Here is a 17,854-nt window from a genome sequence, read left to right as displayed (position 1 = left end):
TCCCCGCTCAGGGCAACACAAAGGGCGCAGGCCTAGCTGTCCTCACCATTCGACGCGAAGGTCTGGTCCATGGTGCGGGAGGGTTCCGCGCAGCGCCCGCCCACCGGCTTGGCCGGCACGCCCGCCACGGTGCAGCGCGAGGGCACATCGCCCAGCACGACCGAGCCAGCGGCGATCCGCGCTTCGGCGCCCACGGTGATATTGCCCAGCACCTTGGCGCCGGCGCCGATCAACACGCCATTGCCGATCTTGGGATGGCGATCGCCGCCATCCGCGCCGGTGCCGCCCAGCGTCACCTCATGCAGGATGGAGACATTATCGCCGACGACAGCGGTCTCGCCGATCACCACGGACGTGGCGTGGTCGATCAGGATGCCCCGGCCCAGCGTCGCTGCGGGGTGAATATCCACGCCAAAGCGCTCCGACATCCGGCTTTGCATGTGAAAGGCCAGGCTGTCGCGCCCTTCCCGCCACAGATGATGGGCGATGCGATAGCACAGCAGGGCGTGGAAGCCCTTGAAATACAGGAAAGGCTGCAGGAGTGAACGGCAGGCGGGATCGCGCTCGTCCACCGCCAGCATGTCCGCCGCCGCCTGCTCGACCAGATCACGATCGGCTTCGAGCGCCGCCTTGGCCACATCATGGACCTGGAGGGCGTCGAGCTGGGAATCGCTCATCTTGGCGGCCACGCGGTGCGCAAACGCCTCGGTCAGACCGTCATGGCGCAGGATCGCCGCGTTCAGAAAGCTCGCCAGCATCGGCTCTTCGGCTGCGGCGGAAGCCGCGTCCAGACGCAGGCGGTTCCAGACGGAACCGGCGAGCGGGGGCGTTTCATCGAAGACCTGGGTTTGCGCGAGCGTCATCGGTGACTCCTGTGATGGTCGCGTGTCTGGGCGTCTGGGGCTTCATCAAGCCAGGACAGGATGGTGCGGGACAGTCCGGGGTCAAGAGCGCCACGACGCGCTTTTTCAACTGCAGCCATCAGCATGATCAAGGAAAACCCGTCCCGAATTGATCCTGAAATGGCCATCTCCAGCGCCTCGCGCAAGGGCAGACGCCGCAACTGCATGTCCGCTTCCGCGCCTTCGCGATCGGGCTCGCCCTCGCTCAGCCCCCAGGCGATATAGCTGTACGCGCGCTCACTGGTGATCGAATTGGAAACGTCGAACTCCGACAAGGCGCACCAATGCGCCGCCGCCAGCCCCGTTTCTTCTGCTAGCTCGCGCTTAGCGCTTTCAAGCGGAGGCGTCCCTTCCGGACCGCCGCCTTCAGGCAATTCCCATGACCAGGCGTCGAGCGCAAAGCGATGCTGGCCCACCAGCATCGTGTCGCCATTGTCAAAGACGGGCAGAACGCCGATGGCGGCGTTCCGGGGCTCGACCACGCCGTAAAGACCCGGCTGGCCATCGGGACGCAGAACATCGTACTCCCGCACCCTCATCCAGGGATTTTCATACCCCAGACGCTCGGTCAGGATGGTCCAGGGGCCGCGGCGTCGACGGGTCAAGATGCAGGCTCCGGCACGAAAGCGCCCTCTGATTGAAGCCGATTGGATCGTGTCAGCAGTACAAAGGCGGCTGGCGCAAAGATCAACGCCAGAACCGCCGAGCCTGCAACACCGCCGGCCACGGCCGACGCGAAGGGCAACCAGAACGGATCCCCTTCGATCAGCAAGGGCGCGAAACCACCAATCGTTGTCAGCGTCGTCGCCAGGATGTGACGCGTCGCATCCATGACCGTGTCGCGCACCGCCGCCGGGTCGCCTGACCGGGCCTGCGGGCTGGCCTTGAGCGCGCTCAGCACGACAATCGAGCCATTGATCGCGAGCCCCACCAGACCCAGCGCGCCCACGATCGCGTTAAAGCCCAGGGGCGTGCCGAACATCCAGACGCCGAACAGGGCGAGCCCGACCGATAGAAAGCCGATCACGAAGATGACGCCGGCATAGCGGAAGGAATTGAACGCCAGAACCACGGCCGCCACCATCAGGATCAGCAAGGGCGCAGCGGTGGACATGAGATTGGCCATGGCTTCGCCCTGATTTTCGGCCTCGCCGCCCACTTCCAGTCGGTATCCAGGCGGCAGGATCAGGTTTTCCGCTTCGAAGCGCGCCTGAAAATCAGCCAGCGTCGTGGCGGGCAGCACATACGGAGACAGATAGCCGTAGATCGCGTTGACCCGCTCTGCATCCACGCGCGTGATAATGGACGTTTCCGGCGCCAGCCTGACCTGACCATAGGTCCCCACGCCCAGAGGGGCTTCACCGGCATTCGCCGACATGGGCGCACCGCTGATGCTCTCGGGCGCGCCGCGGCGGTTGTCCGGCGCCACGACACGGACCGGCAATTCCTCAACGCCTTCAAGAACCGACCCGCCTTGCACGCCATCCATTTCCGCACGCAGACGTCCGGCGATATCTGAAAGACGCAATCCCGCCAGGCCAGCCGAGACCTCATCCACATCCAGCCGGACGATCGGTTCGCCCAGCGCCAGCTCGGCCTGGGTGTAGGTCACGCCTGGCGTCCCGCCCAGAACGCGACGGATCTCCTCGCCCAGGCGATCCAGCACTTCCAGATCCGGCCCGACCACGCTGATCTCAATGGGCGCCGGCGCTGGCGGGCCCTGCTCAAAGGGCAGAGCCAGAAACTGGGCTGAGGGAAACTGTTCGATGGCCTCGGCCTGGACAGCCTGGACAATGCGCCGGCTGGCGCCGGAATCTGTCGCGCGAACAAACCCTTGCGCAAAGTTCGGGCGGCCTTCATCGGATCCGAACATGTTGTAGTAGACCCGCGGACTGGTCTCACCGAGCACCCAGACCACATCCTCAACGCCCTCATGCGCCGTGATCATGTCGGTCGCCCGCTGAATTTCAGACCGGGTGACGTCCATGGGAGAAGACGGCGGCAAGGTCAGACGGACCTGGAACATGTCCCGTTCCGTCGGAGGGAAGAATTGTCCGGGCAGCGTGGATGCCGCCGCGAACCCGGCAACGGGGATCAAGACGCCCAGCGCGAGCCCCAGCAGGGGCTGGGCGATCACCGAATCCAGCAAACCGCGATACAGTCGAGCCAGTACGGGAACGCGCAATCCGTCTCGCCAGAACGGAGCGTTCGTCTCTCCGGCCCGACCGTCATCAAACCAGGCCGCCATGGCGAGGATGACCGTAAAGGCCAGCACAAAGCTGGCGCTGACCGCAAAGATCACCGAAATGCCGATCATGGAGATGAACTCACCCGCCGTGCCGGGCATCAGGGCGATCGGGCCGAACGCGAATATGGTCGTGAGCGTCGAAGCCAGCAACGGACCGAACAGGGTCTTCGCCGCCTTGTCGACCGCCTCCAGTCGTTCCAGGCCGCGCGCCCTGAGCAGCCTGTAGTCGTCCACCACCACGATGGCGTTGTCGATGAGAAGGCCCAGTGCGACCACAAGCCCGGTCACCGACATCTGGTGCAGCGGCTCGCCATAGATATTGATCAGGACCATCACGAGCAGAATGGTCAGCGGCAAGGCTGATCCCACGATCAGGGCGCTGCGCCAGCCCATTACCAGAAAGAGCACCGCAAACACGATCAGGGCGGAGAACCCCAGATTCTGCGCCAGCCCGGCCAGGCGATCGACCACATAGTCCGCCTGGGCCATGATGATCTCGACCTCGACAGCCGGATTGGCCGCCGCGAAGTCACTGACAACCCTCTGGGCGCGCGCATCCCACGCATCCACCTGCAATTCGGGCTGCAGATAGCCCGCCACGAGGATGGTGCGGCGATTGTCGATATAGGCTTCGCTAGCCGCTGGTTCCCGGACGGTGCGCTCAACCCGGGCAATGTCATCAATGCGGACAAACCCGCCAGGACTCTGGGCCACGGGGACTTCGCGGATCCGGTCCAGCGAGTCAAAGGCGCCATCAACCTCGATATTGATGTCGAGCACATCGCCCGCCAGCCGTCCCGCGGGCAGCTTGGCGTCCGATCGCGACAACAGTCCCGCCACATCGGCGGGGCTCAGACCCAGTGCAGAAACGGCTTCGGGATCCAGCGTGACCCGGACTTCCTCTTCCGGCGCGCCAAAGATCTGGGTCTCGTCGGTCCCGGGCACGCTTCGGATCCGGTCGCCCAGATCCTCGGCCAGCCGGGAAAGCGCGCCCAGCCCGGCCTCGGAACCCTCAGGCCATCGCAAGGACACCACGAGCGTCGCCGCGCCCATATACTGACGCTCCACACGGACGGGCAGCACGCCATCGGGCAGCAGGACCTCAACTGACGAAACCTGATCGCGCACCTTGGTCCAGGCCTGCTCGACCATGGCCGGGCTCAGGTCTTCGCGGATATTCACGCCGATCAGGGCCACATTGGCGCGAATGGTGGAGTCCACCTCATCCAGCTCGACAAGCTCCATGAGCGCGGCCTCGATGGGCTCCACGATCAGCGCCTCCATCCGCTCGGCGTCCGCCCCGGGAAAGCTCGCCACCACAACGCCGAAGCGCTCGGTCAAAGACGGATCTTCCTGACGGCCCAATACACCCAGCGCCGCCAGACCAGACACAACCGACAGGAAAAGCGCCAGAAGCGTCAGGCGCGGAAAGCGGAAGAACAGGGTGGCCATGGCTCAGCCCTCACGCGCGGGACGGACCCGCTGGCCGGGCGCCACACGATGCACGCCGCCCGCCAAGATCAGTTCGTCTGTTTGCACGGCGCCGCGCAGGTAAACCCGATCACGCTCGGTATGAAGAATTTCGACAGGGCGCGGTTCCAGGATGAAAGCCTGCGCGTCCGGCACGAGGGCGTAAACGGACCACAATCCCCTGCGGCCCTCGCTTAGGGCGGCGACGGGCGCCCAGAAACCGCGCTCCTCAAGCTGATAGGGCAGAACCAGGCGCGCGGTCGCTCCCGCCGGCGCCGGCGCGTCTTCGGGCACATCAAAGACCGCGCTGATGCTCCGGTCGCGCGCATCAATCACGCCGGTAGCGGCGCGAAAAACGGCCATGAGGCTGTCGCCGTTCGCCAACTCAACATGATACGGCCTGCCTGGGTCCAGATACGCCGCGTCGCGCGCCGGCAGTCCCACACGGACCTCGAGCACGCCAGCCTCCACCAGTGTCAGGACCGGTACGCCCGGCCCCACCGACGCGCCGTCATCGAAATGCCGCGCTGTCACGATCCCCGCATAGGGCGCCGTCAGGGCGGACAACTCGATCTGCACCGCCAGGGCCGCTTCGGTGGCGACCGCCGCCTCGATGCGGGCCGCGGCGGCTTCCGCACGGGCGGACACCTCATCAAGGACCTGCTCGGACACATGGCCCTGCGCCACGAGCTGTCTTTGCCGATCCAGGGTGACCGTGGCGAGGCGGGCCTCGGCCCGGGCTGCGACCACATCGGCCTGCGCCGCCTGGCGCTGCGCTTCCAGGGCGCGGACATCCAGCCGCCCCAGGATCTGGCCCTGAGCCACCTCATCGCCGACATCCACATCCAAATGCCGGATCTGACCGCCTTGCGGAAAGCCGAGCGTGCTTTCGCGACGCGCCGTGATCAGCGCCGGAAACCGGCTTTCAGCCTGCGCCGCATCTTCATACTGCACAGACAGGACGGGCACCGGGGTGGCTGTGGCGAGGACTTCGGACTGTGTGTCGGCACTGGCGCTTCGAAGTGCACTGACGCCGATCACGACGACCACGAGCATGACGGCAAATGCCGCCACGCCGAGCGCGAACGTCCCACGCGTACGCTGAAAGGATGGCATGGGATGTCCTTCTCTGATCACATCATGCTCGAGAATATAGCACGAAAACACCGTTTGAAAAGTGAACGTTGTTTACATCTGAGATTTTGCTGGCCTGAAGGCAGCTCGCGTTCGTCAGAACGTTTCGCCCGCATCAAGGCGGGAGAGCAGCTTGGCGGTTCCCAGCCCTCTGAGGACCGCTTCGGAGTGAAATGCGATCAGTCGGTCGAGCTCCATACGCACTTCGGTCTCCTGCGGATCTCGTGATGCGTCAGGATCAAGACTCAAGCCCGGCAGTCCGCATGGGAAATTGGGAATGGTGACAGCCAGAAGGGTTAGCCCGTGAGACGCCGCCCAGACAGATTTTGCGGCCAGTTCGATATCCATGCGGCGAAACCAGCCTTCATCCATGCTGTACTGGATCATCTGGTGCAGATGTCCCGCAGCCGCGAATGCGTACGTCTCTTCCTCAGGATCCTTGTCATCAGGAAAGGCCGAGAACGCCAGCTTGTAATGTCCCGGTTGCTCCAGACCGGTCTCCACATAGGCGCGCATGCACGGCGTGCAGAGCATGGGACCATCCTTGATGCTGTCGGTGACAGCCTTCATGCGGTCGTGCAGGCGTTCAAAGAAACTTTCGCGAATCTCGCGGAAAAGGGCTTCCTTGGAATCAAAATACTTGTAGAGCGCAGCCGGGGAGTAATCGATGCGTTCGGCGATCCGACGCATGGACAGGCCCGACTCCCCCTCTTCGGTGAAGATGGCTTCTGCGGCATGGATGATCGCATCGCGCACTTTGCGGCGGCGGCGTTCCGCCGGGCTGAGCGCGTCTTCACTGACTGTGGTGATGGTCAAATCCCCAACTTCCCCGCTTCGGGCGTCCGAACCTGTCCGTGACAGGCGCCGACTTGATCCCTGTATGCTAACCTACAACGTATAGCGATGTTTCACGTATACGGTCAAAACACCGCTTCCGGCTCAAAGGCAGATCATGGCGTCCTTTTCCTCCCCCTCCTTCCCCAATCCCGGTGAGTCCCTGACCCTGACGGGCCCCAGCGCGGACACGCTGACGCTGTTGGCGCAACGGCGGTCCACCCTGGCCAAGGATATGGGCGCGCCTGGCCCGGATGCAGAGCAATTGGACACCCTGCTCAGGATCGGCGCCCGGACGCCGGATCATGGCAAGCTGTTTCCCTGGCGTTTCATTGTCTTTGAAGGCGAAGCACGCGCCCGCTTCGGGGAAAAGCTGGAAGCGCGATTCCGGGATCTCGTGCCTGATGCGCCCGCCGAACGCTATGAACTCGAACGCACCCGCCTCCTGCGCGCGCCTGTGGTGATCGCCGTCATTTCCGACACCGACGAGACTCACAAGGTGCCTGAGTGGGAACAGATCCTGTCCGCGGGCGCGGTGTGTCAGAACCTGCTGGTCGGCGCCGCGGCCCTGGGCTTCGGCGCGCAATGGCTGACCGAATGGTATGCGTTCGACAAACCCATGAAAGCCGCGCTTGGCCTGCAGCCGGGCGAACGGGTGGCGGGCTTCATCTATGTGGGAACGCCCCAGACCCCGGCCCAGGAACGCCCCCGCAAGGATCCGCGCATTACACGTTGGGAGGAATAACCTCCCTAAAGCTCCATCACCCGGGCGCCGTCTTCCTCGCCGACGATGACGGCGCGGGCGAGATTGATGAACAGGCCGTGCTCCACAACGCCGGGAATGGCGTTCAGGCGCGCGGCCACCTGTTCGGGGTCAGACAGCGCCGCGCAGGCGCAGTCGAGAATGTAATTGCCGCCATCGGTGACGAACGGATCATTTCCGTCGCCCCGGCAGCGCAGCTTCACATCCGGCCGCACCACGCCCGCCGCCGTCAGCGCGTCATAGACTTTCTTGGCGGTGATGGTGAAGCCAAACGGGTCCACCTCGACCGGCAAGGCGAAAGCGCCCAGGGTTTCCACCAGCTTGGTCTCGTCCACCACCACGACCATGAGGTCGGAGGCGTGGGCGATGATCTTTTCGCGCAACAGGCATCCGCCGCCGCCCTTGATCAGGCGGAAGCGGCCATCGACCTCATCCGCGCCGTCAATCGTGATGTCGATCTTGTCCGCCTGGTCCACTTCCAGAAGCGGCACACCGGCCTCGCGCGCCACTTTCGCAGTGTTTTCAGAGGTCGGCACGCCCTTCACATTGTTCAGCGCGCCGCTTTCCAGCGCAGCGCCCAGAAGCCGGACGAAAATGTCGGCGGTAGAGCCAGAGCCCAGGCCCAGCGTCATGCCGTCCTCGATGAACTCCAGCGCCGCTTCAGCGGCCAGGGTTTTCTGTTCGACCGCGCTCATTGATCCACTCCTGACAACAGCACGAATTTAAGCTCGGTGAACTCTTCCACGCCCCATTTGCCGCCTTCGCGGCCAATGCCGGATTCCTTGACCCCGCCGAACGGGGTGGCGGGCGAGCCCACCATCGGCGCGTTCACGCCGATCATGCCGAAATCGAGCGCTTCGGAGATGCGGTGCACGCGGCCCACATCGCGTGTGTAGATGTAAGCGGCCAGGCCATAGGGCGTGTTGTTGGCCAGCTCGATCATCTTGTCTTCGCTGTCCACGCGATAGACCGCGCAGACCGGACCGAAGATTTCAGAACACGCCAGGTCGAGCTCGTGATCCTCGCCCCCTTCGATCAGGGTTGGGGCGTAGAAGGACCCGCCCAGCTCCTCGGCCAGCGACTGGCCGCCCGCATGAATGACCGCGCCGCGCTCACGCGCATTGGCGACCAGCTTGTCTACCCGGGCTACGGCCTCGTCATGGATGAGCGGACCGACGGTGACGCCTTCAGTCAGGCCGTCTCCCACCTTGATCCCCTTGACGCGCTCTTTGAGCGCCGCAATCAGCTTGTCGGCGATCGGGGCGTGCGCGATGATCCGGTTGGCCGACACACAGGTCTGGCCCGAGGCGCGGAATTTCGAGGCGATCACCCCGTCCGCCGCCTTCTCGATATCGGCGTCATCCATGATCAGGAAGGGCGCATTGCCCCCCAGCTCCAGCGCCACGCGCTTCACCGTGCTCGACGCCTGTTTCATCAACAGCTTGCCCACCGGCGTGGAGCCGGTGAAACCGACCATGCGCACCTTGTCCGACTGGGTGAACACATCGCCGATGGCGGGCGCGTCTCCGGTGATGACGTTGAACACGCCATCGGGGAAGCCGGCGCGCTTGGCCAGTTCCGCCAGCGCCAAAGCCGACAGCGGCGTTTCCGGCGCCGGTTTCACCACCACCGTACAGCCTGCCGCCAGCGCCGGGGCGCATTTGCGGGTGATCATGGCGGAGGGAAAATTCCACGGCGTGATGCAGGCGACGACGCCGATCGGCTGATGAATCGTCCAGCCGCGCGAGCCGGGGAACGGGGTCTGGATGGTTTCGCCATGACTGCGCTTGGCCTCTTCCGCCGACCACTCGACAAAGCCCGCGCCATAAACCACTTCGCCGCGCGCTTCGGGGAAGGGCTTGCCCATTTCCGCGGTGATCAGATGACCCAGATCGTCGGCATGCTCGATGATCAGGTCATGCCATTTCTTGATGATCTGGGTGCGTTCAAAGACCGAGGTGGACTTCCACGTCTTGAACGCCTCGGCCGCGGCATCCACCGCAGCCTCGGCGCCCTGGGCGCCCACATCGGTCATCTGCGCCAGCACCGTCCGATTGGAGGGGCTTTTCACCTCGATCCAGGGCTTACCCTCGACCCAGGCGCCATTGATGAAGGACTGCGTCTGAAACAGCGCCTTGTCCTTGAGGCGATCTTGAAGCTCGGTCATGGCTATCCCTTCTTGTTCTTCTTGGCGGACATGGCGCGCCGGAAACGCGCCGCCCAGCCGTCCTTGTTCGTCTGCTTGGCGCGCGATAGCGCCAGCGCGTCATCAGGCACGCTGTCGGTGATCACGCTGCCCGAGCCGGTCATCGCTCCGTCGCCGATGGTGACAGGCGCGACCAGCGAGGAGTTCGAGCCGATGAAGGCGCCCTCTCCGATCACAGTCTGGTATTTGAGGAAGCCGTCATAATTGCAGGTGATCGTGCCGGCGCCGATATTCGCCTTCGCGCCTACCGTCGCATCCCCGATATAGGACAGGTGATTGGCTTTCGCGCCCTCCCCCAGCACGGCTTTTTTCACTTCCACGAAATTGCCGACCTTGGCGCCGGTCTTCAGCACCGCCCCCGGACGCAAGCGCGCATAGGGACCGACCTCGCAGTCGCCGCCAACCTGGGCGCCTTCCAGATGGGAATAGGCACGGATGCGGGCGCCGCTTTCGACCGTCACACCGGGCCCAAACACGACATGCGGTTCCACCGTCACATCGTTTGCGATCACTGTGTCATGGCTGAAATAGACCGTTTCGGGCGCGACCAATGTCACCCCATCCACCATGGCCTGATGCCGGGCGCTTTGCTGGAAAGCGTGTTCGGCGGCGGCGAGATCGACCCGCGAATTCACGCCCAGCACCTCGTCCGCGCTCGCCTTCACCGCCTTGGCGGGCAGATCGCGCCCGCGCGCCAGTCCCACAAGGTCGGTGAGATAGTATTCGCCGCTGGCGTTCTCGTTCGTCACCTCGCCCAGCAGCTCGAACATCAGCTTGGCCGGCATGGCGAGCACGCCCGAATTGCACAGACCGACCATCAATTGTTCGGGGCTGGCGTCCTTGGCCTCGACAATGGCGTCGAGCCCGCCATCTGCGTTTTCGATCAGACGGCCATACCCGCCCGGCTCCCTGGGTTCGAACCCCAGCACCGAGACGGCCGCCCCGTCATCAAGCGCCGCAAACACACGCTCGACGGTTTCAGAGCGGATCAGCGGCGTATCGGCGTAAAGCACGATCACATCACCGTCGAACCCTTCTAGCGCATCCTGAGCCTGCTGGACGGCATGGCCGGTGCCCTGGGGCGGGTCCTGCAAGGCGGTATCAGCGCCCGCCGCTTCGGCCCGCTCCTTCACCGCAGGCGCATGCGCGCCCCAGACCACCACCTTGCGGTCGGCGTTGACCGCGTCCGCCAGCGCCAGGGACCAGTCCAGCATGGAGCGGCCGCCAATGGCGTGCAGCGGTTTGGCGGTCGTCGATTTCATACGCTTGCCATGACCGGCGGCGAGAATGACGGCGGCGCGGGGACGAGATGACATGAGCCGGGCTCCCAGAAAACACGAGGTCCGCGAGGTGAGGAATCTCAAGCGCTTTTCACGCCTGAGCGCTATAGCCTATCAAGACCGGGGACGCGACCGCGTTGGCGCGTCACATTCGCCGAAGTCTCTGAAACTGATTGTGAGGGCCCATGCTCACCTCCCTGAACGGCGCGCGCATCGCCTTTGATCTCGACGGCACGCTGGTGGACACCGCGCCCGACCTGGTCAGGGCGCTCAATGAAAGCGTTGCACCGCTGGGCTTTGCCCCGGTCCCGCTTGAGGATGTCCGCTCCATGGTGGGGCGAGGCGCACGGGTGATGATCGAGCGCGCCTTCGCCCGTGAAGGACGCCCCGCGCCGGACGAGGCCGTAATCACCGAGCGCCTGGCCGTGTTTCTGGAGACCTATGGCGCCGACATCGCCCGGCACTCACGCCCGTTTGACGGGGTCGAGGCGGCGCTTGATTCGCTGGCCAGCGCCGGCGCGCGTTTATCGGTCTGCACCAACAAGCCCACGCAACTGGCGATTCCCTTGCTCCGGGCGCTGGATCTGCATGACCGGTTTGAACGGGTCATCGGGCCCGAGGACGCGCCGGCCAAGAAACCCGACGCCGCGCACCTTCTGGTCGCGATCGGCGGCGAGCCGGTTGATCACGCCTGTGTTCTGGTGGGCGATTCCGAGCCGGACGCGCTGGCCGCCCAGGCGGCGGGCGCAGGCTCTGTGATTTTCGAGGGCGGTTATAGCGAAAAGCCGGCCCGCACACTGGGTGCGGACCGGCTTTTTGACGCGTATGGCGCTTTGCCCGACCTGCTTGCCGAGCTCGTCGTCACACGTAAAGGCGCTTAGGCGCTGCGACGATCAGAGGACCGATCATTGGCCGGACGCGGCATGCCGTTGACCATGTTCGAGCGCACGTCGGTGCGGGCCGAACGCATGGCCGGCATGAAGCCGGCTTCGGTCAGTTCGATGTTCACGTCGTAGCCGCGTTCTTTCCAGTACGCCTCGATGCGTTCTTTCAGTCGGAGCGCGCCTTCACGGGTGCAGAAGTCATTGGTGGCCATGGGGAGAAACCTCCTTCAAACACGCGCAGCAGCTCGCGTGCGTAGGGTTCGTTATCATTTGGAATTCTTAGCCGCAGACTGAAACAGCCCGGCGGCGAGACGCGGGTCTATAAGTGATATTTGTTCTTGACGAAAGTATGACGGGCCATTTTTTCGAAAAAAAATTATGCAACCGAGGAAAATTCGTAACTTAGCGATGCTCGTGCTGCAACCGATCTGCGTTTCATGCGCCCGGACCGCTTGACCGTCCCCGGTCGTCGGCATAAAACCCGCGCCTCCTGAGGGCGATTAGCTCAGCGGTAGAGCACTTCGTTCACACCGAAGGGGTCACTAGTTCGATCCTAGTATCGCCCACCAGTATGCCTGAACAGGCGCGAACCCCGGCTCGGATGAGCCGGGGTTTTTGCTGTCTGGAGCTGAAAATTTCGATGCGGCTGGCCGCCGCACTTGCGAAACGTTCTCATTAATGGCAGTGAAGGCCTCCCCCGGATCGAACCGGCGTCTATATCGTGGGTTCGCAGCACAAGGACATGCCATGACACTCGCCACTGCCTGCAAGAGTCTCCTGCTTGGAATGGTCAGCCTGAGCGCGCTCAGCGCCTGCAGCCCGTCCGGATCCTCATCCGGCGAGGGCGAGGTCAATGTCTACACGGCGCGCCATTACGCGTCCGATGACGCGCTCTACGAGGCCTTTACCGAAGAGACCGGCATTGAGGTGAATGTCATCGAGGCGCCGGGCGATCTGCTGATCGAGCGCGTGCGCGCCGATGGCGAGCGCTCCCAGGCCGATGTGGTGGTGACCGTGGATGCCGGCCGGCTCTGGCGCGCGGACGAAGCCGGTCTGTTCCAGCCCGCTCCGGAACTGGACAGCGTGCTTGAAACCGTGCCCGCCAATCTGCGCCAGCCCGATGGCGACTGGTTCGGCTTCGCCAAGCGCGTGCGCGTGATCGCCTACGCCAAGGATCGCGTGGATCCGTCCGAGATCAGCAATTTCGCCGACCTCACCGAGCCGCAATGGCAGGGCCGTATCTGCGTGCGATCGTCCAGCAATGTCTACAACCAGTCGCTCCTGGCCGCCATGGTCGCTCAGGATGGCGCGGAAGCCGCCGAAGCCTGGGCCCAGGGCATTGTCGACAACATGGCGCGCCCGCCCCAGGGCGGCGATACCGACCAGATTCGCGCCGTCGCCGCGCGTGAATGCGATGTCGCCATCATCAACCATTACTATCTCGCCCGCTTCATGCGTTCGGAAAATCCGGGCGATCAGGAAATCGGCGAGCAGATCGGCGCGATCTTCGCCGATCTCGGTGATGGCGGCGCGCATGTGAACGTGTCCGGCGCCGGCCTGGCCGCCAATGCGCCAAACCGCGAAAACGCGATCGCCTTCCTGGAATTCATGCTGTCTGACGAATCCCAGCGCATTTTCGCCGAGCTGACCAACGAATATCCGGTCATCCCGTCCGCCAGCTATGACAATGACGTGCTGGACGCTTTCGGGGACTACGCCTCGGATGATGTGAATGTGGACGAGCTCGGCGCCAATGCCGGCGAAGCCCAGCGCATCTTTGACCGCGTCGGCTGGCCGTGATCGCAGGACGCGCCCAGTTCAATCCGGTCAGGCCCGCCATTGTCGCCGCTCTGATCTGCGCCGCACCGCTTCTGGCGGTTGCGGCGCTTGGCGTTTTCGGGCCCTGGACAGACTATATGGGCCATATCGCCCGTACGCGTCTGCCGGCCTATCTGGGACACACGGCGCTTGTCACGAGCGTCGCCGCGCTCAGCGCAGGCCTGATCGGCGTGCCGCTGGCCTGGCTCGTGGCGCGATATCGCTTTTTCGCCCGCTCCGTCTTTGAATGGCTGCTGGCCCTGCCTCTCGCGGCGCCCGCCTATGCGTCAGCCTATGGCTGGTATGACCTGACCCAGCCCGGCGGCCCCGCCGATTTCCTGCCCACCGTGCGCGGCCCTGTCGGCGCCGGGCTGATCTTCGGCTTTGCGCTCTACCCTTATGTCTATCTTCTGGCGCGCGAGGCCTTCGCCGGTCAGTCCGCCGACGCCTATGAGGCTGCGCGCACGCTGGGCGCCCGCCCGCGCAGCGCCTTCATCCGCGCCGCCATTCCCATGGCGCGACCCGCCATCGCCGCCGGGCTGGCGCTGGTGGTGATGGAAAGCCTCGCCGACTACGGCGCCGTGGTACATCTGGGCGCGCCCACCCTGTCGGTGGGCCTCATTCGCGCCTGGGCCGGTGAAGGCGCCATCGCCGATGCAGCGCGCCTGGCGCTGATCCTGGTCATGATCGCCTTCGTGCTGTTTGCGCTCGAGCGCAGCCAGCGCCACCGCGCGCGCCAGACCAGTGCATCGGGCCGTCGGCGTCCGCCGCGCCGTGTGGATCTGGCCCCGCTTCAGGGCGGGCTCGCCGTCCTGGCCTGCCTCAGCCCCGTTCTCATCGGTCTGGTCATCCCGCTGGGACGCCTGACCTATCGCGCCTTTCATGCGCCCCTGGCGCGCGATTTGTTCCAGGCCGCCACCCATTCGCTGACGCTGGCGGTGCTGTCGGGCGCCGCCGCCGCGCTGATCGGACTGGCCTGCGCCTATGCCCTGCGCAGCAAGAAGCCCACCGCCGTCGCCGCCGCGCGTCTCGCCGGGCTGGGCTATGCGGTGCCCGGCTCGGTCGCCGCCCTGGGCGTTCTGGTGATACTGGGCGGGGTGCAGACCGGTCTGGATGACATGTGGACCGCGCTCACCGGCATGCAGTTTCCGCTGCTGGTTTCGGGCGGGGTGCTGGCCCTGATCTTCGCCTATCAGTCCCGCTTTGCGGCCGCAGCGATCGGCCCGTCCGAAAGCGCCTTGCAGCGCGTCACGCCCACGCTCGACATGGCGGCGCGCACGCTGGGCGCGGGTCCGGGGGAGACCGCCTGGCGGGTGCACCGCCCCCTGGTGATGTCCGGCTCGCTGCTGGCGGCGCTTCTGGTCTTTGTGGAGGTGCTCAAGGAATTGCCCGCCACCATGATCCTGCGCCCGTTCAACTATGACACCCTCGCCGTGATCGCGAACAATTACGCGTCTGACGAAAGATTGGGCGAAGCGGCCCTGCCTGCGCTATTGATCACCTTGATCGCCCTGCCGCCCATGATCTGGATCGCCCGCCGCATCACCCGGCAAGAGGGCGCGAAATAACTGGAATTCTCTCGCCGATGACTGCCGTCAAACTCGATGATCGCCTGCTGGAAGTGTCTGGCGCCGTGGTGCGATTCGCGCCGGGCCGGCCGGCCGTGGACGGCGTCGAGCTGACGCTGACCTGCGGGCGCGTGACGGCGCTGCTCGGGCCGTCCGGCTCGGGCAAGTCCACGCTCCTGCGCGCCATTGCCGGGCTGGAGCCGCTGGATGCGGGCGAGATCCGGTTCGAGAATCATTTGTGGAGCGCCCAGGGCCTGCACAAGCCACCCGAAGACCGGCGCTGCGGCGTGGTGTTTCAGGACTATGCCCTGTTCCCGCACCTCACCGCCCTCGACAATGTGGCCTTCGGCCTGCGTGAGGGCCCCAAGAGCACGCGCCGCAATGCAGCGATGAAAAGGCTTGAAGCGGTTGAGCTGGGCCATCGCGCCAAGGCCTATCCGCACGAGCTCTCCGGCGGCGAGCAACAGCGCGTGGCGCTGGCGCGCGCCCTGGCGATCAAACCCGATGTCATGCTGCTGGACGAGCCGTTCTCGGGGCTGGACCGGCGCTTGCGCTCGGACTTGCGCGGCGCCACGGCGGACGCCTTGCGCCAATCAGAAGCGGCCACCCTGATCGTCACCCATGACGCCGAGGAAGCGCTGGAGCTGGCCGATTCCATCGCGCTGATGAATGAGGGCCGCATCATTCAGACCGGCGCGCCCGACACGCTGTACATGAAGCCCGCCTCGCTCACTGCCGCGCGGCTGCTGGGTGATGTGGACGCCTTCGAAGCCGAGATCAAAGACGGCGCCGCGCACACCGTTCTGGGCGCCTATCCCGCCGACGGGTTCACCCCGGGCGAAAAAGCGCTGCTTCTGGTGCGCCCCGAAGGCGTCAAACTGGACCGCGCGGATACCGACGGCGCCCTTGCCCGGATAACGGCCCGCCGCGTCAGCTCGGGCTATGCGCGCCTGACCTGCCGGCTCGAAACCGGACAGACGCTGGAAGCACGCGCCAGCCTGAAAGAGAATCATCGCGTCGGCGACGCCGTGCGCCTGAGCGTCGAGCCCGCCTTCGCCCACCTTGTCAGGGACGAGCAGGCGTAAGCGACAGCGTGCGATCCAGCGCCAGCGCATCCAGAAACGCCTGATCATGGCTCACCGCCAACACAGCGCCGCCAAACTCCGACAGGGCCTGCTCCAGCGCCTCCACCGCCTCGACATCGAGATGGTTGGTCGGCTCATCGAGCAAGATCAGTTCAGGCGGCTCCCCGCCCAGAACGCCCGCCAGACCCGCGCGTAGACGCTCCCCGCCGCTCAGGGCCGCGACCGGCTTCTCCGCCTCCGTGTTGCGCAGGTCAAACTGGGCCAGAGCCGCATAGGCGGCGTTACGCGACAAGGCCGGGTCCCGCGCCCGCAGGGCGTCCACCACGCTCAGCGCAGGATCGAGCGTGCTGACCGTCTGATCAAGACGCGCAATCCGTCCGGACGTCCGTCGGATCTCGCCGGACCCGGCTGACAACACGCCCTCGGCCAGTTTCAGCACGGTGGTCTTGCCCGCACCGTTCGGCCCCGTGATCGCCATGCGCTCGCCGCCTGTCAGGGTGAAGCTCAGCCTGTCGATCAGCGGAGCATCGTCATAGCCGAACGTGACCGCATCGAACGCCAGGACCTGACGCCCTTGCGGGCTGTCCGCGCCCACTGCCTTGATATTGAGGCGGGCGCCCTTGTGAAGCTGGTTCCGGGCGTCCTCCAATCGGGTTTGGGCTGCACTGACGCGTTTCTGGCTGACGCTTGCCAGGCGAGACGCCGTGGCCTCGCTGCGATTCTTCATGGCGTCGAGCAGGACTTTGGGCTGGCTGCCATCGGCGCGTTGCGCCTTGCCCGAGCGCGCCCGCCGCTCAAGCCGGGCTTCAGCCTCTTTCGCGGCGCGTTTGACCTGACGCGCCTCGGCCTCCAGCCGGGCATGTTCAGCCTGCGCCCGGGCGCGCGCCGCATCGCGTTGCTCGACATAGGCCGACCAGCCGCCGCCGAACACCGACCAGCCCGGGCGCTCGAGCGCCACGATCCGGTCCACATGCTCCAACAGCGCACGGTCATGGCTGACGATGACCAGACCGCCCGGCCAGTCCGCCAGCATCTGATGCACGGCGGTGCGCCCCTCAGCGTCCAGATTGTTGGTCGGCTCATCCATCAACAGGATGTCCGGCGCCGCAATCCAGGCCCGCGCCAGCGCCAACCGGGCGCGCTGCCCGCCAGACAGAGCCGAAAGAGGGCGCTCCAGCGCCATGCCGCCCAGGCCCACACGATCAAGCGCCGCCTCGACCCGCGCCTCAAGCGTCCAGTCCGCGGCGTCGAAATCGGCGGCGTCGCCCTCCCCGGCGGTAATCCGCTCAAGACAGGCCAGCGCCTCGCCGACCCTGAGGCCATGGGCGAGATCGCCCTGGGCGTCCGGACCCGATTGTTCCAGCCAGCCCAGGCGTCCGTGAACACTGACAGAGCCCGATCCGGGCGCGACGAGACCGGCCAGCGCCTTGAGGAGCGTGGACTTGCCCGCCCCGTTCGGGCCGACAATGCCGGTCGTCTCAGCGCCGAAGCTGAGCGTGAAATCCTTCAGGAGAAGGGTGTGATCAGGCGTATGTAGAGAGAGGGAATTGGCGGAAAGACAGGCTGACATGACGGACTCCAGACAAGGTTGCGCAAGGGGCGAAACGGGTCTGGAACTTCATGGGTCAGGTATCCTTCAATGCAGAAACGGCGGCCTGAGTA

15 protein-coding genes and 1 tRNA gene are annotated in these 17,854 nt (G+C 65.2%); 6 read left to right on the top strand and 10 right to left on the bottom strand.

The features are described 5' to 3' along the window. Nucleotides 1-32 precede the first annotated feature (32 nt). From cysE to RBA95_RS08165, 5 genes are all read right to left on the bottom strand, one after another. Nucleotides 33-863, bottom strand: a complete 831-nt coding sequence (gene cysE, locus RBA95_RS08185; protein WP_306016374.1) for a serine O-acetyltransferase — start codon at nt 861-863, stop codon at nt 33-35. Further along, on the bottom strand, nt 860-1,507 hold the full coding sequence (locus RBA95_RS08180; protein WP_306016373.1) for an NUDIX hydrolase: 648 nt from the start codon (nt 1,505-1,507) through the stop codon (nt 860-862). The genes cysE and RBA95_RS08180 overlap by 4 nt, the downstream gene beginning before the upstream one ends. Continuing rightward, nucleotides 1,504-4,602 carry an efflux RND transporter permease subunit gene (locus RBA95_RS08175; protein WP_306016372.1) on the bottom strand — a complete coding sequence of 1,033 codons (3,099 nt, stop codon included), beginning with the start codon at nt 4,600-4,602 and terminating at the stop codon, nt 1,504-1,506. Before RBA95_RS08175 ends, RBA95_RS08180 begins: the two co-directional genes overlap by 4 nt. Nucleotides 4,603-4,605: 3 nt before the next feature. Continuing rightward, nucleotides 4,606-5,736, bottom strand: coding sequence for an efflux RND transporter periplasmic adaptor subunit (locus RBA95_RS08170; RefSeq protein ID WP_306016371.1), 1,131 nt, complete (start codon nt 5,734-5,736; stop codon nt 4,606-4,608). A gap of 114 nt (nt 5,737-5,850) precedes the next feature. Beyond that, the gene (locus RBA95_RS08165) at nt 5,851-6,570 is read right to left on the bottom strand and encodes a TetR/AcrR family transcriptional regulator (RefSeq protein ID WP_306016370.1); all 720 of its coding nucleotides are present in this window, start codon (nt 6,568-6,570) and stop codon (nt 5,851-5,853) included. Nucleotides 6,571-6,706: 136 nt separating this feature from the next. Between RBA95_RS08165 and RBA95_RS08160 the strand changes: the two genes are divergently transcribed. Then, nucleotides 6,707-7,333, top strand: coding sequence for a nitroreductase (locus RBA95_RS08160; RefSeq protein ID WP_306016369.1), 627 nt, complete (start codon nt 6,707-6,709; stop codon nt 7,331-7,333). 5 nt (nt 7,334-7,338) lie between these two features. Here the strand turns inward: RBA95_RS08160 and rpiA are convergent, their stop codons facing one another. The 3 genes from rpiA to glmU are packed head-to-tail and all read right to left on the bottom strand — an operon-like array spanning nt 7,339 to nt 10,873. Further along, nucleotides 7,339-8,046: a ribose-5-phosphate isomerase RpiA gene (rpiA, locus tag RBA95_RS08155; protein WP_306016368.1), complete on the bottom strand. Its 708-nt coding sequence runs from the start codon at nt 8,044-8,046 to the stop codon at nt 7,339-7,341. Further along, on the bottom strand, nt 8,043-9,518 hold the full coding sequence (locus tag RBA95_RS08150; protein ID WP_306016367.1) for an NAD-dependent succinate-semialdehyde dehydrogenase: 1,476 nt from the start codon (nt 9,516-9,518) through the stop codon (nt 8,043-8,045). The genes rpiA and RBA95_RS08150 overlap by 4 nt, the downstream gene beginning before the upstream one ends. A gap of 2 nt (nt 9,519-9,520) precedes the next feature. Further along, a complete protein-coding gene (glmU, locus tag RBA95_RS08145; RefSeq protein WP_306016366.1) occupies nt 9,521-10,873 on the bottom strand; it encodes a bifunctional UDP-N-acetylglucosamine diphosphorylase/glucosamine-1-phosphate N-acetyltransferase GlmU in 1,353 nt (450 codons plus the stop codon). A 149-nt stretch (nt 10,874-11,022) separates the two neighbouring features. Between glmU and gph the strand changes: the two genes are divergently transcribed. Next, nucleotides 11,023-11,718 (top strand): phosphoglycolate phosphatase, encoded by a 696-nt coding sequence (gph, locus tag RBA95_RS08140; protein WP_306016365.1) that lies wholly within the window; start codon nt 11,023-11,025, stop codon nt 11,716-11,718. On the opposite strand, the gene RBA95_RS08135 is transcribed toward gph, so the two are convergent. Beyond that, nucleotides 11,715-11,933, bottom strand: a complete 219-nt coding sequence (locus RBA95_RS08135; RefSeq protein ID WP_009803406.1) for a phosphoglycolate phosphatase — start codon at nt 11,931-11,933, stop codon at nt 11,715-11,717. The genes gph and RBA95_RS08135 overlap by 4 nt on opposite strands. 282 nt (nt 11,934-12,215) lie before the next feature. On the opposite strand from RBA95_RS08135, the gene RBA95_RS08130 reads away from it, so the two are divergent. The 4 genes from RBA95_RS08130 to RBA95_RS08115 all read left to right on the top strand — a co-directional run bounded on the left by RBA95_RS08130 (nt 12,216) and on the right by RBA95_RS08115 (nt 16,192). Beyond that, a tRNA-Val gene (locus RBA95_RS08130) sits at nt 12,216-12,290 on the top strand. Between the two features lie 178 nt (nt 12,291-12,468). Then, complete coding sequence (locus RBA95_RS08125) at nt 12,469-13,521, top strand: Fe(3+) ABC transporter substrate-binding protein (protein WP_306016364.1); 1,053 nt, start codon at nt 12,469-12,471, stop codon at nt 13,519-13,521. Next, a complete protein-coding gene (locus tag RBA95_RS08120) occupies nt 13,518-15,107 on the top strand; it encodes an iron ABC transporter permease (protein ID WP_306016363.1) in 1,590 nt (529 codons plus the stop codon). Before RBA95_RS08125 ends, RBA95_RS08120 begins: the two co-directional genes overlap by 4 nt. 17 nt (nt 15,108-15,124) lie before the next feature. Beyond that, entirely contained in the window at nt 15,125-16,192 is a 1,068-nt protein-coding gene (locus tag RBA95_RS08115) for an ABC transporter ATP-binding protein (protein ID WP_306016362.1), read from the top strand. On the opposite strand, the gene RBA95_RS08110 is transcribed toward RBA95_RS08115, so the two are convergent. Beyond that, nucleotides 16,173-17,762 (bottom strand): ABC-F family ATP-binding cassette domain-containing protein, encoded by a 1,590-nt coding sequence (locus RBA95_RS08110; RefSeq protein ID WP_306016361.1) that lies wholly within the window; start codon nt 17,760-17,762, stop codon nt 16,173-16,175. The two genes, RBA95_RS08115 and RBA95_RS08110, sit on opposite strands and share 20 nt — an antisense overlap. Between the last annotated feature and the right edge of the window lie 92 nt (nt 17,763-17,854).

Origin of the sequence: Oceanicaulis sp. MMSF_3324, from assembly GCF_030733545.1 — a bacterium.
Taxonomy (GTDB): Bacteria; Pseudomonadota; Alphaproteobacteria; order Caulobacterales; family Maricaulaceae; genus Oceanicaulis.
Note: the sequence above shows the minus strand (reverse complement) of the source record. Positions and strands in the feature narration are given on the sequence as shown.